Source organism: Candidatus Methylacidiphilales bacterium, assembly GCA_025056655.1.
Taxonomy (GTDB): domain Bacteria; phylum Verrucomicrobiota; class Verrucomicrobiia; order Methylacidiphilales; family JANWVL01; genus JANWVL01.
In genome coordinates this window covers 1-18,311 of record JANWVL010000144.1, presented here as the reverse complement: position 1 = coordinate 18,311, position 18,311 = coordinate 1, and the positions used below count along the sequence as shown (strand labels likewise).

Annotated in this window: 14 protein-coding genes and 1 pseudogene; 6 read left to right on the top strand and 9 right to left on the bottom strand. The window is 41.8% G+C overall.

Annotated features, from left to right (window positions below; genetic code table 11):
- On the top strand, positions 1-233 hold a 233-nt coding region (locus NZM04_09335), incomplete at its 5' end, for a hypothetical protein (GenBank protein MCS7064224.1).
- Positions 234-845: 612 nt separating this feature from the next.
- On the opposite strand, the gene NZM04_09330 is transcribed toward NZM04_09335, so the two are convergent.
- The 3 genes from NZM04_09330 to NZM04_09320 all read right to left on the bottom strand — a co-directional run bounded on the left by NZM04_09330 (position 846) and on the right by NZM04_09320 (position 5,156).
- Positions 846-4,052: a hypothetical protein gene (locus tag NZM04_09330; GenBank protein MCS7064223.1), complete on the bottom strand. Its 3,207-nt coding sequence runs from the start codon at positions 4,050-4,052 to the stop codon at positions 846-848.
- Position 4,053: 1 nt separating this feature from the next.
- The gene (locus NZM04_09325; GenBank protein MCS7064222.1) at positions 4,054-4,626 is read right to left on the bottom strand and encodes a hypothetical protein; all 573 of its coding nucleotides are present in this window, start codon (positions 4,624-4,626) and stop codon (positions 4,054-4,056) included.
- 296 nt (positions 4,627-4,922) lie between these two features.
- On the bottom strand, positions 4,923-5,156 hold the full coding sequence (locus NZM04_09320; protein MCS7064221.1) for a hypothetical protein: 234 nt from the start codon (positions 5,154-5,156) through the stop codon (positions 4,923-4,925).
- Between the two features lie 342 nt (positions 5,157-5,498).
- On the opposite strand from NZM04_09320, the gene NZM04_09315 reads away from it, so the two are divergent.
- The 3 genes from NZM04_09315 to NZM04_09305 all read left to right on the top strand — a co-directional run bounded on the left by NZM04_09315 (position 5,499) and on the right by NZM04_09305 (position 8,463).
- Positions 5,499-5,738 (top strand): hypothetical protein, encoded by a 240-nt coding sequence (locus tag NZM04_09315; protein MCS7064220.1) that lies wholly within the window; start codon positions 5,499-5,501, stop codon positions 5,736-5,738.
- A 1,076-nt stretch (positions 5,739-6,814) separates the two neighbouring features.
- Entirely contained in the window at positions 6,815-7,768 is a 954-nt protein-coding gene (locus tag NZM04_09310) for a hypothetical protein (GenBank protein ID MCS7064219.1), read from the top strand.
- Positions 7,759-8,463 (top strand): hypothetical protein, encoded by a 705-nt coding sequence (locus NZM04_09305; GenBank protein ID MCS7064218.1) that lies wholly within the window; start codon positions 7,759-7,761, stop codon positions 8,461-8,463. The genes NZM04_09310 and NZM04_09305 overlap by 10 nt, the downstream gene beginning before the upstream one ends.
- Here NZM04_09305 and NZM04_09300 read toward each other — a convergent pair.
- Positions 8,447-11,719: a DNA polymerase III subunit alpha gene (locus tag NZM04_09300; GenBank protein MCS7064217.1), complete on the bottom strand. Its 3,273-nt coding sequence runs from the start codon at positions 11,717-11,719 to the stop codon at positions 8,447-8,449. The genes NZM04_09305 and NZM04_09300 overlap by 17 nt on opposite strands.
- 230 nt (positions 11,720-11,949) lie before the next feature.
- Here NZM04_09300 and NZM04_09295 point away from each other — a divergent pair, with 230 nt between their 5' ends.
- Positions 11,950-12,999: a hypothetical protein gene (locus tag NZM04_09295; GenBank protein MCS7064216.1), complete on the top strand. Its 1,050-nt coding sequence runs from the start codon at positions 11,950-11,952 to the stop codon at positions 12,997-12,999.
- Positions 13,000-14,569: 1,570 nt separating this feature from the next.
- Here NZM04_09295 and NZM04_09290 read toward each other — a convergent pair.
- Positions 14,570-14,800 carry a hypothetical protein gene (locus tag NZM04_09290; GenBank protein ID MCS7064215.1) on the bottom strand — a complete coding sequence of 77 codons (231 nt, stop codon included), beginning with the start codon at positions 14,798-14,800 and terminating at the stop codon, positions 14,570-14,572.
- Positions 14,801-15,585: 785 nt separating this feature from the next.
- On the opposite strand from NZM04_09290, the gene NZM04_09285 reads away from it, so the two are divergent.
- On the top strand, positions 15,586-15,759 hold the full coding sequence (locus tag NZM04_09285) for a hypothetical protein (protein MCS7064214.1): 174 nt from the start codon (positions 15,586-15,588) through the stop codon (positions 15,757-15,759).
- A gap of 208 nt (positions 15,760-15,967) precedes the next feature.
- On the opposite strand, the gene NZM04_09280 is transcribed toward NZM04_09285, so the two are convergent.
- The 4 genes and pseudogenes from NZM04_09280 to NZM04_09265 form a co-directional block, all read right to left on the bottom strand.
- Positions 15,968-16,261: a hypothetical protein gene (locus NZM04_09280; GenBank protein MCS7064213.1), complete on the bottom strand. Its 294-nt coding sequence runs from the start codon at positions 16,259-16,261 to the stop codon at positions 15,968-15,970.
- Positions 16,262-16,942: 681 nt separating this feature from the next.
- A complete protein-coding gene (locus NZM04_09275; GenBank protein MCS7064212.1) occupies positions 16,943-17,734 on the bottom strand; it encodes an ATP-binding protein in 792 nt (263 codons plus the stop codon).
- 45 nt (positions 17,735-17,779) lie between these two features.
- Positions 17,780-17,971: pseudogene (locus tag NZM04_09270) on the bottom strand (AAA family ATPase).
- 54 nt (positions 17,972-18,025) lie between these two features.
- A complete protein-coding gene (locus NZM04_09265) occupies positions 18,026-18,208 on the bottom strand; it encodes a hypothetical protein (GenBank protein ID MCS7064211.1) in 183 nt (60 codons plus the stop codon).
- Positions 18,209-18,311: the final 103 nt, after the last annotated feature.

Here is an 18,311-nt window from a genome sequence, read left to right as displayed (position 1 = left end):
CTCCGCTGAACTGGATGGTGCATTACTATCGCGTAGAAACAAAGGTTGAGACTGGAAGAGGCATCGCGATTGTCTGGGAGGTGAATGAGCGCCTGCGTGAGCTTAACAATCCTAAGTGGATGGTAAATGCGTTAGGCAGTGTGATCTCGGTATCATTTGAGACTGCTCGGCTACATCAAGAAATGGAGGAAGCAGTAGAAAAGTCCCTTAGCAATCTACAGACTTCAGGCTAGGACACTAGGCGAACTTTTAGAGGTGAATCTAGGTAGTTAAGACCTTAGATGAATCAGGCGCAATCAGCGTGGTGCAAGTGAGCAGGAATTCATGTCTATCAGCCTTTATTTCACAGTTACCAACTTTACGATTAATCCATCATCTTGGGCGATGATCTTTTCATATTTGCCGATAGTAAATAGCGCGTCTATTTCATCACGCAACTTGGCCAGTCATGTATGTTGCTTAATGAAGCGGTAGATATATATTCGGCAAGGGACTGATATCACAGATTATGACATATCATCGCCTAAAATATTTTCTTCACGTACCGATGGGTCATGAGGGTATTTGCTTTAGACTCTTAGGCGATAGGCCCTACTGTTTCTGGAAAAGGTTTGAATCTCTTCCGCTAATGTGATATTTGCCGATTTACAAGTTCTAGCTCACTTACCCCAACGGCGCGCAGCACTTTTCACTGTGTATGAGCAGTGCAGCTGATGAGCGACGATGATTGTCGGTTATCTTGGATCTATGCTGGAAATATGTGAGGCACGAGAGGGATTGATGGAAGGGTTATCTTCTAGGCTACGCCAGTATTGAAATTGAGGTGATTCTTGTTGATAATTTTATTAGTTTTCCATGTTCTTGGCGATATCGGCTAGGACTTCCGCATAACTTTCTTCTGCGTTTCCGATTTGTCTGTCTAGGTTGTTAGTTGTATCATTTATTTTCTCTGCATCTGATGTATCGAGCTTGCTAGATGATAAAATTCTTCCATTTTCTCTTAATATAAACTCCTTCATAGCATCATCGGCCCACTTTCTGAGAGGTTCAGGATCATAGGCATATCGTTGTATATAATCAAGAATTGTGTCATACTCATTATTTCTCAAAGACCTGACGTATTCTAAGAATTTTTCATTATCTAATGGCATAACTGATGTAGCAGTTACTATATATCCGGCCAGGGCACAATCGAAAGCATCTTGATAAGGTGTTACTGCCTCGCGAGGTACGAGTAAGCTTTGCACTAATCTAGTTAATTTATCCAATTCATTACCGATCAAACGATCAATGTAACTAATGTTGTCTTTTTTAGTTGAATCTATATTCTTATTTTCTTGTGAGGGCATTTTATCTTGGGCTAACCCATCGGGTATTAATGTAAGTGTATTACCATTATCCTCATTTTCTATTTTATACCAAATAGACATCCAATTATTATAATTATCAGCAGCACCGATAGTTTGTCTTTGTTCGGCTTGATAAGCCTGATCGCGATAGATAATATAGGCGTCTTTTATTTCAGAGTTTATTAACACATCACTGCCAAAATACCTCATTTCTTGTGTTTTTGCGTTATAGTCACTATTATTATAATTATCTTCCTGCACGACAATATTTGTATAGGTAGTATTAGATTCTTCCAATTGTTGAAGCGCAGTCTCACTCGCGATTTTTATTTGATTTGGTCTTTGATAGGCGTGTGTAATATGATTATGCTCTTCTGCGTGCAGGTCATGACTTAAGAAATGTGTTTGAAGGAGGGAATCGCCGGTATCTATGTATGCGCCGATCTCATATGCATATCTAAGCGCAGTTGCTTTCATGATATACAGAGGACTGATGCTGTTATAAATCGGATCATCAAAGCGAATAGCTATGACATCTCTTTCCGGCTCGTCGAAAACATATTTAATTTGCAGGGATAGAGCAAGAGCAGTTTGAGTGATTGGATGATTATATAAAAATTCCTCGTGTTCTGCTCTATCAATATATTCAACTAGTGCTGCATCCCCGCAAACTCTTCGGATTATAGAGATGGCAGGGAGGATTTGCGCGCTCAAAACTGATACCTGATCTATATCGTCATATTGAAATGTTCCGATCTCTTTACGAATCACATTATTTTCACAGCTTTCATCCTTATTAGCTCGTAATATTTTATGCCTCATAGCATGATCATGGGCAATATACAATTCCATCATATCCGCATTATCGCTAATGTGTTCTTTGTCATTTTTTGCATGATAATCTTTCTTTAGTTCAGGTGTATATTCCTCTATCACATTTTCTTTTGCGTGTTTCTTCATACGTTTGAAGATAACTGTGCTTATATTCGACGCCAGTAGAGCATCTCCTAGCGTCATAGCAGTATCTTCGAGTTCTTGAGTGTGTCTCCAGTGTTGATAAAGCAAAGAGATTGGGTTCTTATTTTCTGAATCGTTTTGTGTTGTGATAAAAATATTATAGATAGCATCCCATCCGGATTCATAGCCCATGGCTTGGCTATCGGCATCGAATGATCCGCCATACTTCCGATAGGCAGCAAGTGCAGACGAGAGAACTTTCAGATGTTTGATGGATCGTCCCTTTATATCGGGAGGATAATCTCCTGAAAATATTCCGTAGATATCTTCAGGTCCGTTATGATAGATATTTCGAGTGAGGGGATGATAAATAGCATTGATATACTGTGAGTGAAGTGCTTCTTTCACACGATCTTTTATGATTTCTTGATGAAAAGGCGAGATAACCCATATGTTATTGGTCGATTTGTCAGATTCTTCGCAGGCATGATCATCATCGGCAGCTTTTTTGTTGTAAATTGAATCATGATCTAGTGTTTCTTCATAATGACCTGAATCTGATGATCTCAGATGATCGGCGAAGGCATGAGCGATGAACGCTTTAAGATGCGCGCGCATGAAATTCAATTCACCCTGTATATTTAAAATCAATAAAGAAGATTTGAGTGCCAAAATGACGAAGACTACGGCTAGAGCGATGGCCATACTGATAAATCTTCTGAGGCCGCTCCAAGTTGGTGCACGCCCGAAGATCTCTGCATAATGATACAAACTATAATCAATAAAAGCATAAAATACGGCAAGGAGAAATATTAACAAGAGATAACGAAGATACGCGCGCATCCATGACATGAAAATGACTTCTCCACCCCCTCTAATGCATAAGAAATAGACGGCGACTGTGCCGAAGATATAGAGCATTACGCCGAAGACATCGCGCAAGAATCTGCCAATCATCAGTAGTACGATGATCGGATATTTGATGGCATCAGTGAAGATAATAAAAGGGAGAGGATCGTGTACGTCTCTAATGGATATAAGAGTGAGAAGAGGTTCAGCTATATCACATCGATAATGGATTGCACCTTGGCAAATGCGTTCGGCGATATCTTGTGTCAAGCTGTTAATGATTGAAATAAAGAATGGTAAGAGTTCGGCCAGAAGAATCACAAAGATAAGATAAATGCCTTGTTGTATAGCCCATGCCTTGCTGTAAGCGCTATTATTGAGATGTGCTTTCGCTAATCCGCTGATGACAGAAAATAGACCTATACCAAAGCAAAGGAGGCCGATAGTTTTTGCCATATCTCGTGTAAAACCGAGTATTCCGCTCAATCCAATGAATCGTTGATAATCAAAAAGCGATAATTTTAAGGCCATGCGAAATTCATTGATTAATAATTCTTTAGTCCACCGTGGATTAGCTGATTTATGTGCCTCTTTAGCGCCAAAGTCGATGACTACGTTATTGACAATAGATCTTGCGATACGAAAAAATTCCTGATTAGTGATTCTTCCACGATAGGCGATGGCTAAGCCGATGAGTCTGTCCAGACGAAATGTTTCTTCTACACCTTCACCGAATAGAATGGGCGGTGTATTATCAGGAGGATTTTGTTCATGAGGTGCGTCTCCGCCAGGCGGGGAGATATCGTTGTGAAGAGAGTTTGCAAAAGACGGGTTGATGCTTATAAAAAACGTATACAAAAAAATCAAAAACAGGATTATATTTTTTGTTTTATACATGTTACATTGAACCTGTTAGAATATTAATCATCGTTGGTATGAAGGCGACAAAGGCAAGTATAAACATCCCAGTTAGAATTGTTTTGGTCATTAATATAACTTGATTAGTATTGTCGTTCCTGAAATTTATCATCAGGACATATAAGCTTCGCACACTATCTAAAGAAATACCCAAATAAATAACCGCTGTGATAAGCAGTTGTAGGATATTGTATACAGAATTAATGAGTTCATTAAGCTTGGGGTTACCAACATTTATACCACCAGATAAGCCTAAGGTTTGCCCGACCAAATTCTTTATAAACTCTACAATATAAGGAGCCCCGGCTAAGATACCGACGACCATGCTTAACGAAAGCAGATTCATAATTAAATAAGATCTCATCAAGCTATCGTCGTATCTTACACGTGCTGAAATCACGAGATTAATTCCCATCAGGAGGAGAAATGTGACAGCCATATAGCCACCAAGATAATACGCAATGTCGCTGATATCTCTTATAATGGCGACTATCTTGTTGACTGCCTCTTGAATCTCTCCTCCTTGCTGTAAACGGCTTACATACAAGATCATATAACTCATTTTATACCATTCTGTCCTCCGAATCAATTACCAGGGGTAAATAAAACTGGATATATAAAATGCCCAAGAGACATAATTTAATCTGTGACCAAACTTCGCAAGAATAACTGCGTCCGCCAGTGCTGCCTGTGCAAGGCTTACGATCGACATTTCACCCATCAGCCTAACCCAATCTGCTACCCGCTTAAAATCCCGCGCCAAGCTATCGAGATGAATATAGATGCTCACTGCTTTCGACGCGTCGGGCGCAATTGGCGTGTCAAGTGCGCAATCGGTAGCCAACTGAGTCAAGTGCGCTTGTGAACGCGCCTTGGCTGCGCCTCCCCCCCCCCTCCATCCCACAGCCCCCAACCGACGACTAACCTATCGTCGAGTTCGATGAGCTGTTCACATTCGTCGGGAGTAAAAAATGCGACGATCTTATCACGTAGGTCGAGCGCTGGACGCGCTGCGTGATGAGCTGGTTGATACTCTATCCGGCGATGAAGCTGTGTTACAAGCAGTGATGGATCAAGTGTCACGAGTATTTCAGTATTACACAGACTGCTTCAATGGGTATGCCGCTTTGGACTACCGCGGCGACTGTCTCTAGTTGTGCCGAGCAAGTCGCAGACCTATTCGGTTGAAGCCAGTCTCGCTGACTTTCAGTTGATCTCGCTAGCTTAAGCCGACGAACGCGGTGCTTTTCGCGGCGTGTAGAGGAGCAATGGAGGTTGATTGCGTTCTTTATGCAATGTTAGGATCGGCGGTAACTATTCAAGCAAATGTGTTTGAGTTATAAGAGCTATTTTCGGGGCTATGTAAGTATTTCAATTGAGGACTCATAGTACGTGTTAAAATATTACATCCAAGAGGAGTGAACTATGAACACATTGGTAAACTCTACTTCCCCGGCTTCTACACCAATAGATTGCGGCAATCATAATAATAAGAGCAATCCCCAAAATAATATGTTTGAAGATACAGATCCCGAAATTGAGTACTATGACGAAGATCTATTTAGAGATTTGAAGAAATTATACGGCGAGGACTTTTACCACAATGAGGTAGATGACGACCACTGTGATCATGAGGATGAAGATTGGGAAGATGAAGATGAATAAATGGGGGGTATAACAATAAACAGGTGAATGATTGAAATTAGGATAAGGACAATAAGCTTAAGTAATATAAAGAATATGAGCTAGGCAACGATAAAGTTGTAATAAGATATACATGGATAGAAATTTAAGAATCTCTTTTATATCAAAATATTCTGATCTATAAACCGAGTAAGCTGATATAGTTCCTAAAAGCTTTCTAATTATAAGGAATAACCAAATCCAAGTAATTATGTAATCACGATGTGAGTGTAGATTGTTCGGTTGGTTGAAATTATTTTCTCACAATGTTCTCACCAATCCAATTAGCGTTTGATCTTGGTGCTCAGTGGGTTTTAGAAACTTTTCAATAAAATATTTTTAGGGCTAGGTTTTCATAAAATGAAAGAACGGTTTTGTGCTACTTAAAAGCCTGCGCTTAAATTGTCTTGGAGTCGGATTCGCCTTGACCCATGTTATATTGTTGACAAGTGTTCCATTGCACTGTTCCAGTGCTGCAGTGGCAAACCTGTAGGGCATTAGCAGTAGACTACCATTGTCTTACTTGTCGCCGATGTTGAATACGATGCTTCCTGTTGGCTTCACTACACGACACATTTCTTAAAAATACTCAAAAGGGCTTGGATATATTCATCAAGCGTTCTCTAATTGCCAATACCGCTGCGGTTGTATTCTCTTTGTTGGAAGTAGGGCGGAGAAGTGATTACTATGTTAATGCTTTTGAATGGAATCAGCTTAATCAGCTCTGCGCTATCTCCACAGGCAATCTCATTCCAAAACGGCGTCTCTATCACTCACTCCATAGAATAGCAAGCTACAGCTTGGTCTTTTAATTTTCTCATCTCGCAGACATGTCTAGATTCTGGAAATGATCTCTATTCTAGTAATTGCGATGGAGCGCTGATTCGATTATATAAGCACATACGTGACAGGTGAAATCTAGGGATTACTAGGTCTAAATACATATTCGTTTATGTCTTTTTTGGAAGTTTTACACACAAATTTTTATTTAATCCTCAATTAATATGCTGTAATCATATCCTCATGTTTTTGTGGTATAATGATGAAAGACAGATAAAATGACCGTGCTGCCTTTCCCTCTCCCTAAAAATAATACACAGACACGCCCGGTAGAAGATATCGGGCGAACACAAGAACTCGTCCCAATTGCATATATCCATAAAGATGCGGTTGTTTTGAAAGAAGAATATGGCTTGTTATGCGTAGGTCTACGCATTCATTCCTTGGATGATCGTTTAATAGATACAAGCTTTTTAATGAGCATTATGGAAAGTATTAGGAATATTTATAAGAACTTCTTCTGCGACTTCCAGATTTACATAGGCACACGCCAACAAGATTTAACGCCTATTATTCAGGAATACAAGGATATGGTGGCAGAATGGAACAAAAAATTACTCATGCTTGAGATTATTAAAACCCGATGTGGCGCTTTTGTAGAAAAGATATACACGCCTAATCAACAGGAAGACAAAAAAGATCCTCCCAATTTAGACGATATTTTTAACCAAATTATGGGTTTTCATCCTAAAGATCTATCTGGTGTTCCAGGGAGGATCGCCTCAGTTATTAATGCAGTGGTTTATAGAAAATACGAGGATGAATACGACAAAGAGATCATCCAGCAGGTTATTGAGAAAGAAACAGATGAATCTATAAAACTCGTCCACCATTATATAAAATTGATCTGCGTCCGTGGAGCGATGTTTGAGGAGATCAGACTAGGTCCAAGTGCCCCCATGCGTGATATTTTGGTTATTATTGTTAAATCATATAAGAATATCATCGGGAAATTGCAAATCGGTACAGAGGGACCCGTTGAGCGATGTTATGAGGAAGCAATCATGGCGCGTTCTCAATTTGCTCTTGGCTTGCGGTCAGCTGGCTTTAAATGTGAAGAAATCACTGCCGATGATTTAATCAAAACGACTCAAGACATGTATCAAAAATCGACAAACTGGCACATTGAGGCAGAAATCACAGATATGAATCAAAAGAAGCCATGGATATAAGATTGCATATATCCTTACAGACATTGGCCTTTTTAATTTTTGGCATAATAATGACTCATTTCCTTTATCAATATAATATCCTAGGCCTTGCAGTACCATCCAAGAGAAACACACTTCCTGCGCATCTCTTTGATTTAAAATTAGCCCCATTTCCTATATTCTCAATCTTTATTGTTATTAGCGCAATGATATCATATCATATGTTATTAAATAATCCTGAATATGCTATGATTTATATAGCAGCCTTCAGCCTAGCTTACGTGGATTTAATTTCTAGATATATTTACACGCCAAGAATTTGTTTCGTTTTATCGATAATTGCATTGATTTTCTGGGCAGTTTATTCTTATATTCACCATGATTTAGGTAATTTCACGAGGCTATTTTATGAAAAAGCGACCGTGTTTTTAATATTGACGGCCGTTCAGGACGGTTTGTTCTGGTTCACAAAATGGCGAGGAGCTCAGATCGGTGGCGGAGATCTTATTGTCTCTATTGTTTTCGCTCAACTCCTCTCGTCAAAAAATGATATCGTGCCTTATCTCTTTTCGTGGATCATCATCATCCTTATCGTATACGCAATGAATGCAATTAAAGAAAAGTCTTTTAATCCTAAAAGTAGACTTTATCCAGATGTAACAGCCCGTTGGCTTGCATTATTTCCGTTTCTATTCTTTGTTAAACAAATAATCTAATTTGGGGTGAGTTATCCTGATTATCACTCTTATGCTTTTGTACTGAATCGCTTATATTCCTAATCGGCGTATAATCAACAACGTTGTAGTACCAACGCTCACCTACCTTTTTTCTAATAATCTTGAATTTACCTATATCTCCTGTATTAATATCTTTATTTTCAGTATCTACAAACCTATGACAAGTCATTTCACCGCTGTCATCGATTAAAGTCAGTGTTTGATACGGATTATTATTCTTTGACTTTCGCCATTCTTGTGAAGCAACAAGAGCCACTACATAAAATGATGCGATGTTATTCTGTTCGTTAATAACATCTTCAATTCTTATTCTGATGGAAGATCTGCTCTGCAGTAAAGTGGTGAGTAGTGAATCCGGTACCTGAAGTGTAATTCCGATTAGCTCACGCTGTGCCCGCAGGCGACTGAGCAAAATATCCATATGATTGGCTTCAGATCCCATTTCTAAGTTAAGATACTTATCATAATCATGCAAAGAACTCAATGCGCCACTCATAATCAATGCCGATAGCACCCTTTTATTCGGCTTATAGCGAGTTACGAATTCATCACAATTCTTAAACGGAACATCGCCCCGCACCGCGCATATCTCCTCACCTGCTGATCTGACATACTTAATTGCACCTAAACCTACTCGTATTGCCTCTTTTTCTGCATGCTTGACAATGCAAAATTCGTGTTTAGAAGTATTGATGTTGGGAGGCAAAACTTCAATACCATGATTGAGGCAGTCTTTTAAAATCAAACCCACCTTTTCAACGTTTTCCATCTCTGAATTTAATAAAGAACACATGTATTCAATAGTATAGTAGGATTTAAGCCACATGGATTGGCAGGTTAAGCGTGCGAATGACGCGGCATGTGCCTTGTTGAAGCCATAATCTGCAAAACGCTCAATATCAGCCCAGATAGCATTTGCAGTATCTTTTGGGATATTTTTTTGGTTGGCACCTTGGATAAAACGTGAACGATAGGTGTCCATAGTAGCGCGATCCTTCTTGGAAATAGATTTTCTCAAAATATCTGCTTCCGATAAGCTAAAACCACCTACATCTTTAGCAATTCCCATCACCTGTTCCTGATAGACCATAATGCCGAAGGTTTCTCTTAAGATAGGTTCTAGAATTGGATGACGATAGAAAGGCTTTTCCCTTTTATGTAGACGATTGATATAACTATCAAGATATTGTAGTGGACCAGGTCTAAAGAGCGATAAAGCTGCGATAATGTTTTCGAAGTTCTGCGGTTTCATCTTCTTCAACATTTGTTTAAAGCCCTCGCCTTCCGATTGAAAAATGCCAACGACATCTCCTTTACCAAGATTTTCATAAACCTTTGGATCGTCATATGGCAATGTATCGAGATCAAAGCTGATTGAATGTCGAGCTCGGATCAAATCACAAGTGTTTCTTATAGTTCTTAACATAGTCAATCCAAGATAATCCATTTTTAATAAGCCCACATCTTCCAACCTTAACATGTCGTACTGAGTCATATGATTTAGATTTTTCTCCGCATCATTGCTTATCATTTCATACAGCGGTACATATTCTCTAAGAGGGCGATCTGCAATTACAATCCCTGCAGCGTGTGTGCTAAAGTGACTTGGTCTGCCCTGGATAATAAGAGCTGTTTCTATTAATTCATGCACCTGTGGGTCTGTATTATACAATTCAATTAGGTCTTTGTTTTCTTTCAATTCGTTTTGAATGAGCACTTCTCTGCCAGGTCTTATATAGATAAGATTACATACGTAATTGACCTTTTCTAGGGGGACCTCGAGTAATCTTCCGGCAGCACGGATAGCAGCTTTTGCTCCCAGTGTAGCAATAGCAATGATGCCACCGACATGATCTTGAGAATATCTTTCGACTGTATGATTAATTATCATAAAGCGTGTATCATCGGGAAAATCGATATCAATATCGGGCATACTGACACGCTGCGGATTAAGGAAACGTTCAAAAAACAAACCATGCCCTACAGGTTCCACACGAGTTAGACCTAATGCATAACTAACAATACTTCCTGCAGCACTGCCCCGCACATTCCAACCGATAGAATGATCATGTGCGAATTTAATGATGTCCCATACGATGAGCATATAATGATGGAAGTTGAGGCTACAAATAGTATCTATCTCGTGCCATAGTCTACGATGTAGATCGTCTATCGATGTATTTCTAGGTAATCTTGGTTGCATTTGTTTAGGGTGCGTTATACCCGCTGGCAAGTTGATAAAACACCAGGGAAGACATGGGCTATTATCATGGCTCCATCCTTTTTTATCTTTTTCTGATGGTATACCATAGCGTCGTTCAAAACCGAGTGTTACCAACTCTTTGAAGAATTGGTCTTCCTTCCCTATATATCTTTGATCAACCGGAGCTGAAGGAAGATGAAACTTTCTATCGAACTGTATCTCTTCTATTTTATTTACCACATCAACGGTTGTGTCAATTATTTGTGTGGTTGTATCAAGATTGAAGCATTTCGATAAAACATTGACCACCTCATAATACTCAAGCATATGTCTTTCATAAGTTGAAGCTTCCTCATAACAATCGATGATTGGCCAATTTTCCTGAAGACTATAGATAACTTTAAGGTGAGGTTGTTCTCCTGGTTCTAAATAATGGACATCAGATGTAAAGATGCAAGGGACACTATATCGCGAAGAAAGTTTATACAACATATTATTGAGTTGTAAAATATTATCATGATTATGAGTGCGTAAATCTAGATATAAACGGCCTTTGAAGATATTAAGATAATCATTGAGCAAGTGATCCATTCTTTGGCTGTCATCTGATAAAAGTGTTGCTCCAATCTCACTATCCCACCCCCCTGTAATACAAATTAAATCGTCGGATAAATCTTTCAATGCAGAAAATGGAAGATATTTATAATATGAAGCCTTTTGTGTGCCGACAATGCTTGATATATTCATTAAATTACGATATCCTCTGATATTTTGAGCTAAGAGGATAAGGCGATAAATATCTTGATTTGGTCTATCGTCTCTTTTAACATAAAATTCAGCACCAATGATTCCCTTTATCCCATTCTTTTTACATTCTGATATAAACTCAGGGATACCCGTCATTAGGTTTGTGTCAGTAAGAGCAAGAGCTTCGACGCCTATATCTTTAGCTTTTTTAACTAGATGAGATATTCCAGGTTTACCTTCGTTTAATGAGTAATAGGAATGTGTGTGTAGGTGGGCAAATCTCATAGATATATTTTATACCACGAATTATATAGTGTGAATTCAATCGTGTTACAATCTAGTTATATCTTAGTATTGCAAGAGCTACGTATATTATTAACAGCTCTGGCAAAAAATGTACCTATCTTTATAGACTAAAAATTTCGCGATTTTCTTGATCAGATGCAGTGCCTTATCCTTGCGCATATAATATATATGAGTAAGCATACAAAACAGTTGAGCAGTCGAGGGATGTCGTGATAGCAAATATTGTCTTAAGAGCTTCAAAAGATTATTCCAAAGAATTGTGTGAGGAACATGTTGCTGAACTTAAAGATTCTATCGTGTTACATGATGGCTCATGGCCATGGGTCAATGCTCCGTGCAATAAGAAATTAATTCTTTCCGATGAACTACATGATCTGATAGTTGAGTTGTTATCAAAAAATGACGGAAAACATGCCTATGATCCTCTCAAAATATTGATCAATAAAATAATAGAAAGTGAGCACATTGAAATAGATGATGAAAATAGAGATGATTTTAGTTATATTATAGTGATAGAAGAGAATAAGGACGGATGTTCATATTTAAAGACCTTGCATAATGCAAGAATAATTCCTCCCGATGTATCCACAAACATTAAAGCAATTGTGGTCCAGCATAAAAATGATATATATGCTGATGTAAACAAGGTGGGAAAAATTATATCTGTTATAAATGGAGAATCTCGCATCATTTGCCCTTATATTTTACCCCCTGCATCATCGTATATACCTGAAATTAATAAAAAGCAAATCGCGTATTCAGATAATTTTATCCTAGGTTTATTCTCTCATATCACTGAAACAACTGTTCGCTTCGAAGAATTATACGTATGTATGTCTACATTATTCAATCACTTGCCGCCGTTCTCAAAATCTCATTATATGAAGGGAAAATTGGGTGATATCGAATTTATTGCAACTGATCATGTTTTGACACTAAACGGTGTCTCTTACAAATTTAGTTGTGATCCAGGCTGCTACCCTGCCCCCCTAGTCATCCTCACCTGCGGATTGTACCTTATGGCAGCAGCAGAAGTCGCCCAGCTGGACCATGACGATTATTATTTACACGAAGCGCCAAATATCTCTCGTCCAATGAATGAGTATTTATCTATATGCCATGAGATCCGGCGCTATTATCCTCAAAATATGCACATAGTGCATGCATTCAGAGAATTCTCCTCACTTAAATCTTCGCAAATAAGGAAATTATTCAACGAGGATAGAGATATTTACAGGGTAAATTTAACGCAGTGCTGAAGCAATTAAATTTGTTTAATTCAATCCGTGTGAATAGTTTGGACGCAAAAAGCAGTAAATTCTCTGTGTTAACAAATAATACACCTCTTTCGATCATCCATTTATTATAAAAATAAAGAGATTGTTTTTGGGTATAAAATAAGGTTTTATAATTATGTGTAATTATTAATGAATAGCTTGATCTAACATAAAAGCAAACAACATTGTGCCATCGAATAGTGTAACAGTAAATAATCAGCCAAGAGACAATGATATTTTTAAGCTTGTACTGAAAACTAAAGTAAATGCGCATCTTAAACTACTATGCAGATGTCTTCTGTCATGACAACTAAGTCTCAGAGAGATTCTTTGGGTGTAGGTCCTACTACCAAATTGCAAAACACCTCAGACTGATTCAGCTGACGAAAGTTTGTGATTTTTGTGGCGTATTTAAAAATATTCAAGGCGTTGACAATCAATTATTATCCTTGTACAGTGCTGGAATCAGCAACAACTCTTAGTGCGATCGCATGCGAGTGATAAGAACTATTTGTGAGAGAACAGAAGAGTTTAGGTTTAAACACGTTTAACCATATACTGTTCATCGGCGTGCTGTTGGCATACTATCTTTTCTGCATCTTCCGATGTAGCCTATGGAGGAGGCATTGTCACGGCACATCACAACTAATCAGTCGCAGGGTTTGTGTTCACCTGTGCAAGCACACGCAGGCTGATATAGACTACCGAGACTGTGGTTATTTTGATTTGCATTCTACTGTTATAGCCAGACCTAATGTTAAATCAGACAAAAATGGCTTACCTCAGCATGTGGCGATCGGTTATGCACAAGAACACTTCTTCCTACCAGTTTTCACGATCTATGCTAAAGCTTGCCTAGCGAAGCGTCGTCTGCTTATTTTGTTACATCGTTTTGTCTGTTGCAAATGTGTAAGTTTGTGTTACGCTTGAGAATAGAATTGTAAATCTTTCCATCCTAGTTTAGACAGATACGTGCACTATGCACGATCGTGATACGGTAGCATCTTTATCATTTGATCGTATGAGCAAGCCATCCAATTTCATTCATTCGTATATCCATAATTATCGTGATACTTATTCGCAATCCGATAGCTCCCCTGATAAGCATTTCACATATTTTAGTCATTCTTTTATCCTCATATCCAATCAGGATATTAGAACAACTGTGTAAATGTAATTTGCGGGAGTACCTAAATCCAAATACTTGCGTAGTTCCGCGGATAGCTCTGATAACCCAGATGCGCTTGCTTGAAGGGATGCCACCGATTCCTGCATTGTACAAAGGATGCAACCGACCGCCGTAGCTCCTCCACACAATGCGAAAAGCACCGTGTCCGTCGGCCTAAGCGAGCAAGACCCCCCGCAACTCGGCGAGAGTTGCTTTAACTAAATAGGTCTACGAATTACCCGGCGCAACCAGAGACAGCTGCCACGGTAGTCTAAAGCAGCACACCCACTGAAGCCGTCGGTGCAATACTGAAATGCGCGTGGCCCTTGATCCATCACCGCCTGTAACACTGTTTCATCGCGGGATAGGGTATCTATCTGCTCATCACGCAGCGCGTCCGGCGTTCGACATGTGCGATGAGATCGTCGCATTTTTTACTCCCGACGAATGTGAACTGCCCACAAGCTCGACGACAGTACCGTCGTCGGTTGGGGCTGTGGGATGGAGGGGGGGGGGAGCAGCCAAGGCACGTTCACCGGCGCACTTGACCCAGGTGGCTACCGATTGCGCACTTGACACAAAGATTGCGCCAGATGCGTCGGAAGCAGTGGTCATCTAGATACATCTCGACGGCTTAGCGCGGGATTCTAGGCGGGTAGCCAATTGGGTTGGGCTGAGGGGTGAAATGACAATGGCAGGCTTTTCACATGTAGCGCTGGTTGATGCTACGATTCTGGCCTCGTTTGACCACCGATTTGCTTATGTCTCTTTTGGCACTTCATGTATCCAATTTTATTTACACCCCTAATTTACCAACGTGATGATGCTAATTGATCAGTGTTATCCGCGCTTTACCAACAATACCTTCTTGCACTAGGCAGAGTTGTGTTTTGTTTTCGGTTAAAGTGATGTTGGGATCATGATCAGATCTTCCTTCTATTTTATCAGGCGCTTGTGCTTGCCCCCTAAACTAAAAAGATCTTAAGGTTCTAGGGGCGGCTTATCGCTGCTCTTCTCATGGCCGAAATGCTATTCGCTCATACATGTAGGCATCTTTGCGTGCCGTTTTGCGCTATACATGTCTTTGATATGAGGCTTGACATGCACGCATTTTTCGATTATGATGTAGTTCAGTTGGTGGGTGTCTCCTCAACAGATATTCTTTTGCTAACCCACTCCCCTATATAACATAGGGGAGTGGGTCTTTTTATTGAAAAGATAAGAGCAATCGGTCAAGCGTTTTTTATTAACACCCATATGTAGGCATATATCAGCGCCAATAAATAAGATCAACCAGCCATGGTGCGCAATCATCTTACGCCCCCCTTTGCGAGATCTCCCTTTTCTACAACGCTTACGCATTAGGAATTTTAAGGTTCTGAGCAGAGCAAGCCAGTACCATGAGCAAGAAGTCGTCGCTGCGCGCCACGCGCATGCGCCTCGCTTTGATGGTGTGCCTCCTCTTGCTCCTCCTTTCTCCTCAACGTAAGGTTACCCACTCTCCAGAATACGCCACAACATCCCTCGCAATACAGCATAATTCTCTGCACTGTGCCCCGTGCGCACCCGACTGAGATCTTTGCCAAACACCACATCCAAGGCACAGTGCTGGCTGTTCTCAATCCGCTAGTAGACGCGCACCGCGCGCGCAAAGCGTCTGCCCCCCTGCTTCAAGCTAGTCGAAGCTCACCTGTTTACACTTGATCTCCATGCTGACGTTATCGTTCTATCCCAAAACGACCGTGTGTCCGCTTGTCGTGGCTGATCACCGTTTTTGTCCTGCTAATGACTGGACTGGCCAGTCAATGGCTGATCACCATCCCGGCCTATGCTCAGAAAAGCGAGCCACCGATCAGCGTCATCACGCGCCCCCACCTGGCCTATCCGAAATCGGCGATAATCGTCTTCAAGCCGTGACCAGAGTATGACGACTGCTTGACTGTGTCCGAGAAGCGCAGTGGCCTGCACGCTCGCAGTGCCTGGATGTCCCCGGTCGCTCTGTCGAGACACCCGTAGTTCAAGCTGATGCCAGAGTGGCCGTTTGTGCCGCAGCTTGGCATCTTCAGTAAAGATCACGAGGCAAACGCAGTCTGCTTCGCCCGGCTAGTCCGTCTACGCCGCTTATAGACAGCTTCATCGTGAACGGCACCAACAACAGAAGCTAGGCCAATAAAACCCAGAGCGCAGCGCTGCTGATAGCCAGTGGGATGCTGACCAATCTGTTCTCGTCAGCCAAACAGGCGCAACAGGGTGGATGTTTGTTTGACAAATCTTGCTGAGTCATCGGTGGTTATGGAGTGAATGCTGAAGATTACATTCTTTGTCTCACCGGTGCTGAGCTTCTGGCTGGTCATCACGCTGGCTGGCCTGTTCCCCCCTCCTCACTGACCAGCAACACTCGGTCAAAGTTGCTCTTAGTGGCTTTTATGTTCAATAATGTGCAGCCGTTCATCAATGCGCATCATCTGCCCAGCACACAGCCCGGCTTGGTAGTGCAATCAAATGATAAGCGAACCGTATCCACTTCGGTCATCTGCGTGCCCGGGGTAGTCATCGGTATCAACAGCAACCATAACATCATGAACCACTGAACAATGGTTTGCAACAACACCGGAAATAGCACTGGGTGTTTCCGCTGCTCAAACGAGAAACGGCTCGAAGTTGTCTGGCGTGACAGTTGCTAGCGTCGCTTATGGGTAGGCACCTAGGAACTCGCGGCGCGTCTTTGCCGGGATCGGGCGCGTGGCCCATTTGAATTCATAGCCGTGCAGCCGGCCACCGACCTCCGACCTCCTCCACGTAGTCAATCTCTTTCTGATCATAGGTGCGCCAGAAGTAGGCGTTCACCTGCCTGCCGCTCAGCGCATTCGCCTTGCGCCGCTCGATCATCAAGTAGTTCTCCCAGAGTTGACCAACATCGGCGCGCAGATGCAGCGGGTTGAAATTCTGAATCAGGCTGGTGCGGATTCCGTTGTCGAAGAAGTAGTAGCGCGCGCTCTTGGTGACCTCTTTGCGCAGGTTTCGCGAGAACCCTCCCAGCCGGAAGATGACGAATAGCTTCTCAAGCAGATCGAGGTATCGCTCCACCGTCGAGCGGCTCATGCCCAGGTTGGTGGCTAGCTCGGCAACCGAGACACCTTGCCCGATCTGAAAGGCGAGTAGGCGCAACAGCGCGACGACTTTGTCGGCATGGCGCACGTCCCCCTGCTCCAGCATGTTGCGGTAGAGATAAACGCCAGTAATCTCATTGTGCAGCCTTGCGCGCATGTCTGGGTTGGACTCGGTCGCCACTGTAGGATAGCTACCCCACACCAGCCAACGCTCCAATTGGCTGTGCGTCTCCAGCGCACTAAACGCGGCATGAATCTCGCCGTAGGCTAGCGGATACAGTGTCACTGTAAACATCTGGCCAGTGAGTGGCTCGTGAATTCGGTTAGCTAGGTCAAAGGATGCTGAGCCGATAGCCAAGAAGCGCGCCTGCGGGAAGCTATCCACGAGAATTTTCAGATTGAGGCCGATATCCGGCACACGCTGTGCTTCGTCAATCACCAACAGTTCGGCATCGCCCAGAACCTCACCTAGGCGCTGCCGGTTCTAGCTAGCTAGTGCTTCGCGGTAGATCAATTCATCAGCATTGACGAAGCTGCTGCGGCAGGGCATGTTGACAATCAGGTCTTTGGCCAAGGTGGTTTTGCCCACCTGCCGCGGGCCGTATAGTATCACGAGTTTGCCGGGCGGGAGCAATTCATAAATAAGCGCAAGTGTATGGCGCGGAATTTTTATAAATTCATTACATTCAACTTGCTGTTTTTGCCATAATTCCTATCCTGAAAACCGTAATTATTCTGACAATCGGGAGTAAATAAAATTTAATACATGAGGTGTCCAAAGAGACATAAGCAAATCGGGGTCAAACGAGGCAAGAATCACAGCAGCAGCAAGCGCTACCTGTGCAAGGCCTGCCATCGTCATTTCATTCCTCAGTCCAACCCAATCGGCTACCCGCCTAGAATCCCGCGCCAAGCCGTCGAGATGTATCTAGATGGCCACAGCTTCCGACGCATCGGGCACAATCGGCGCTTCAAGTGCGCAACCGGTAGCCAACTGGGTCAAGTGCGCCGGTGAA

Coding starts and splice junctions, on each gene's coding strand:
- NZM04_09305 (MCS7064218.1), top strand. CDS start 7,759: ATGGATATAAGATTGCATATATCCTTACAGACATTGGCCTTTTTAATT.
- NZM04_09300 (MCS7064217.1), bottom strand. CDS start 11,719: ATGAGATTTGCCCACCTACACACACATTCCTATTACTCATTAAACGAA.
- NZM04_09315 (MCS7064220.1), top strand. CDS start 5,499: ATGAACACATTGGTAAACTCTACTTCCCCGGCTTCTACACCAATAGAT.
- NZM04_09290 (MCS7064215.1), bottom strand. CDS start 14,800: ATGACCACTGCTTCCGACGCATCTGGCGCAATCTTTGTGTCAAGTGCG.
- NZM04_09325 (MCS7064222.1), bottom strand. CDS start 4,626: ATGATCTTGTATGTAAGCCGTTTACAGCAAGGAGGAGAGATTCAAGAG.
- NZM04_09310 (MCS7064219.1), top strand. CDS start 6,815: ATGACCGTGCTGCCTTTCCCTCTCCCTAAAAATAATACACAGACACGC.
- NZM04_09330 (MCS7064223.1), bottom strand. CDS start 4,052: ATGTATAAAACAAAAAATATAATCCTGTTTTTGATTTTTTTGTATACG.
- NZM04_09285 (MCS7064214.1), top strand. CDS start 15,586: ATGAGCAAGAAGTCGTCGCTGCGCGCCACGCGCATGCGCCTCGCTTTG.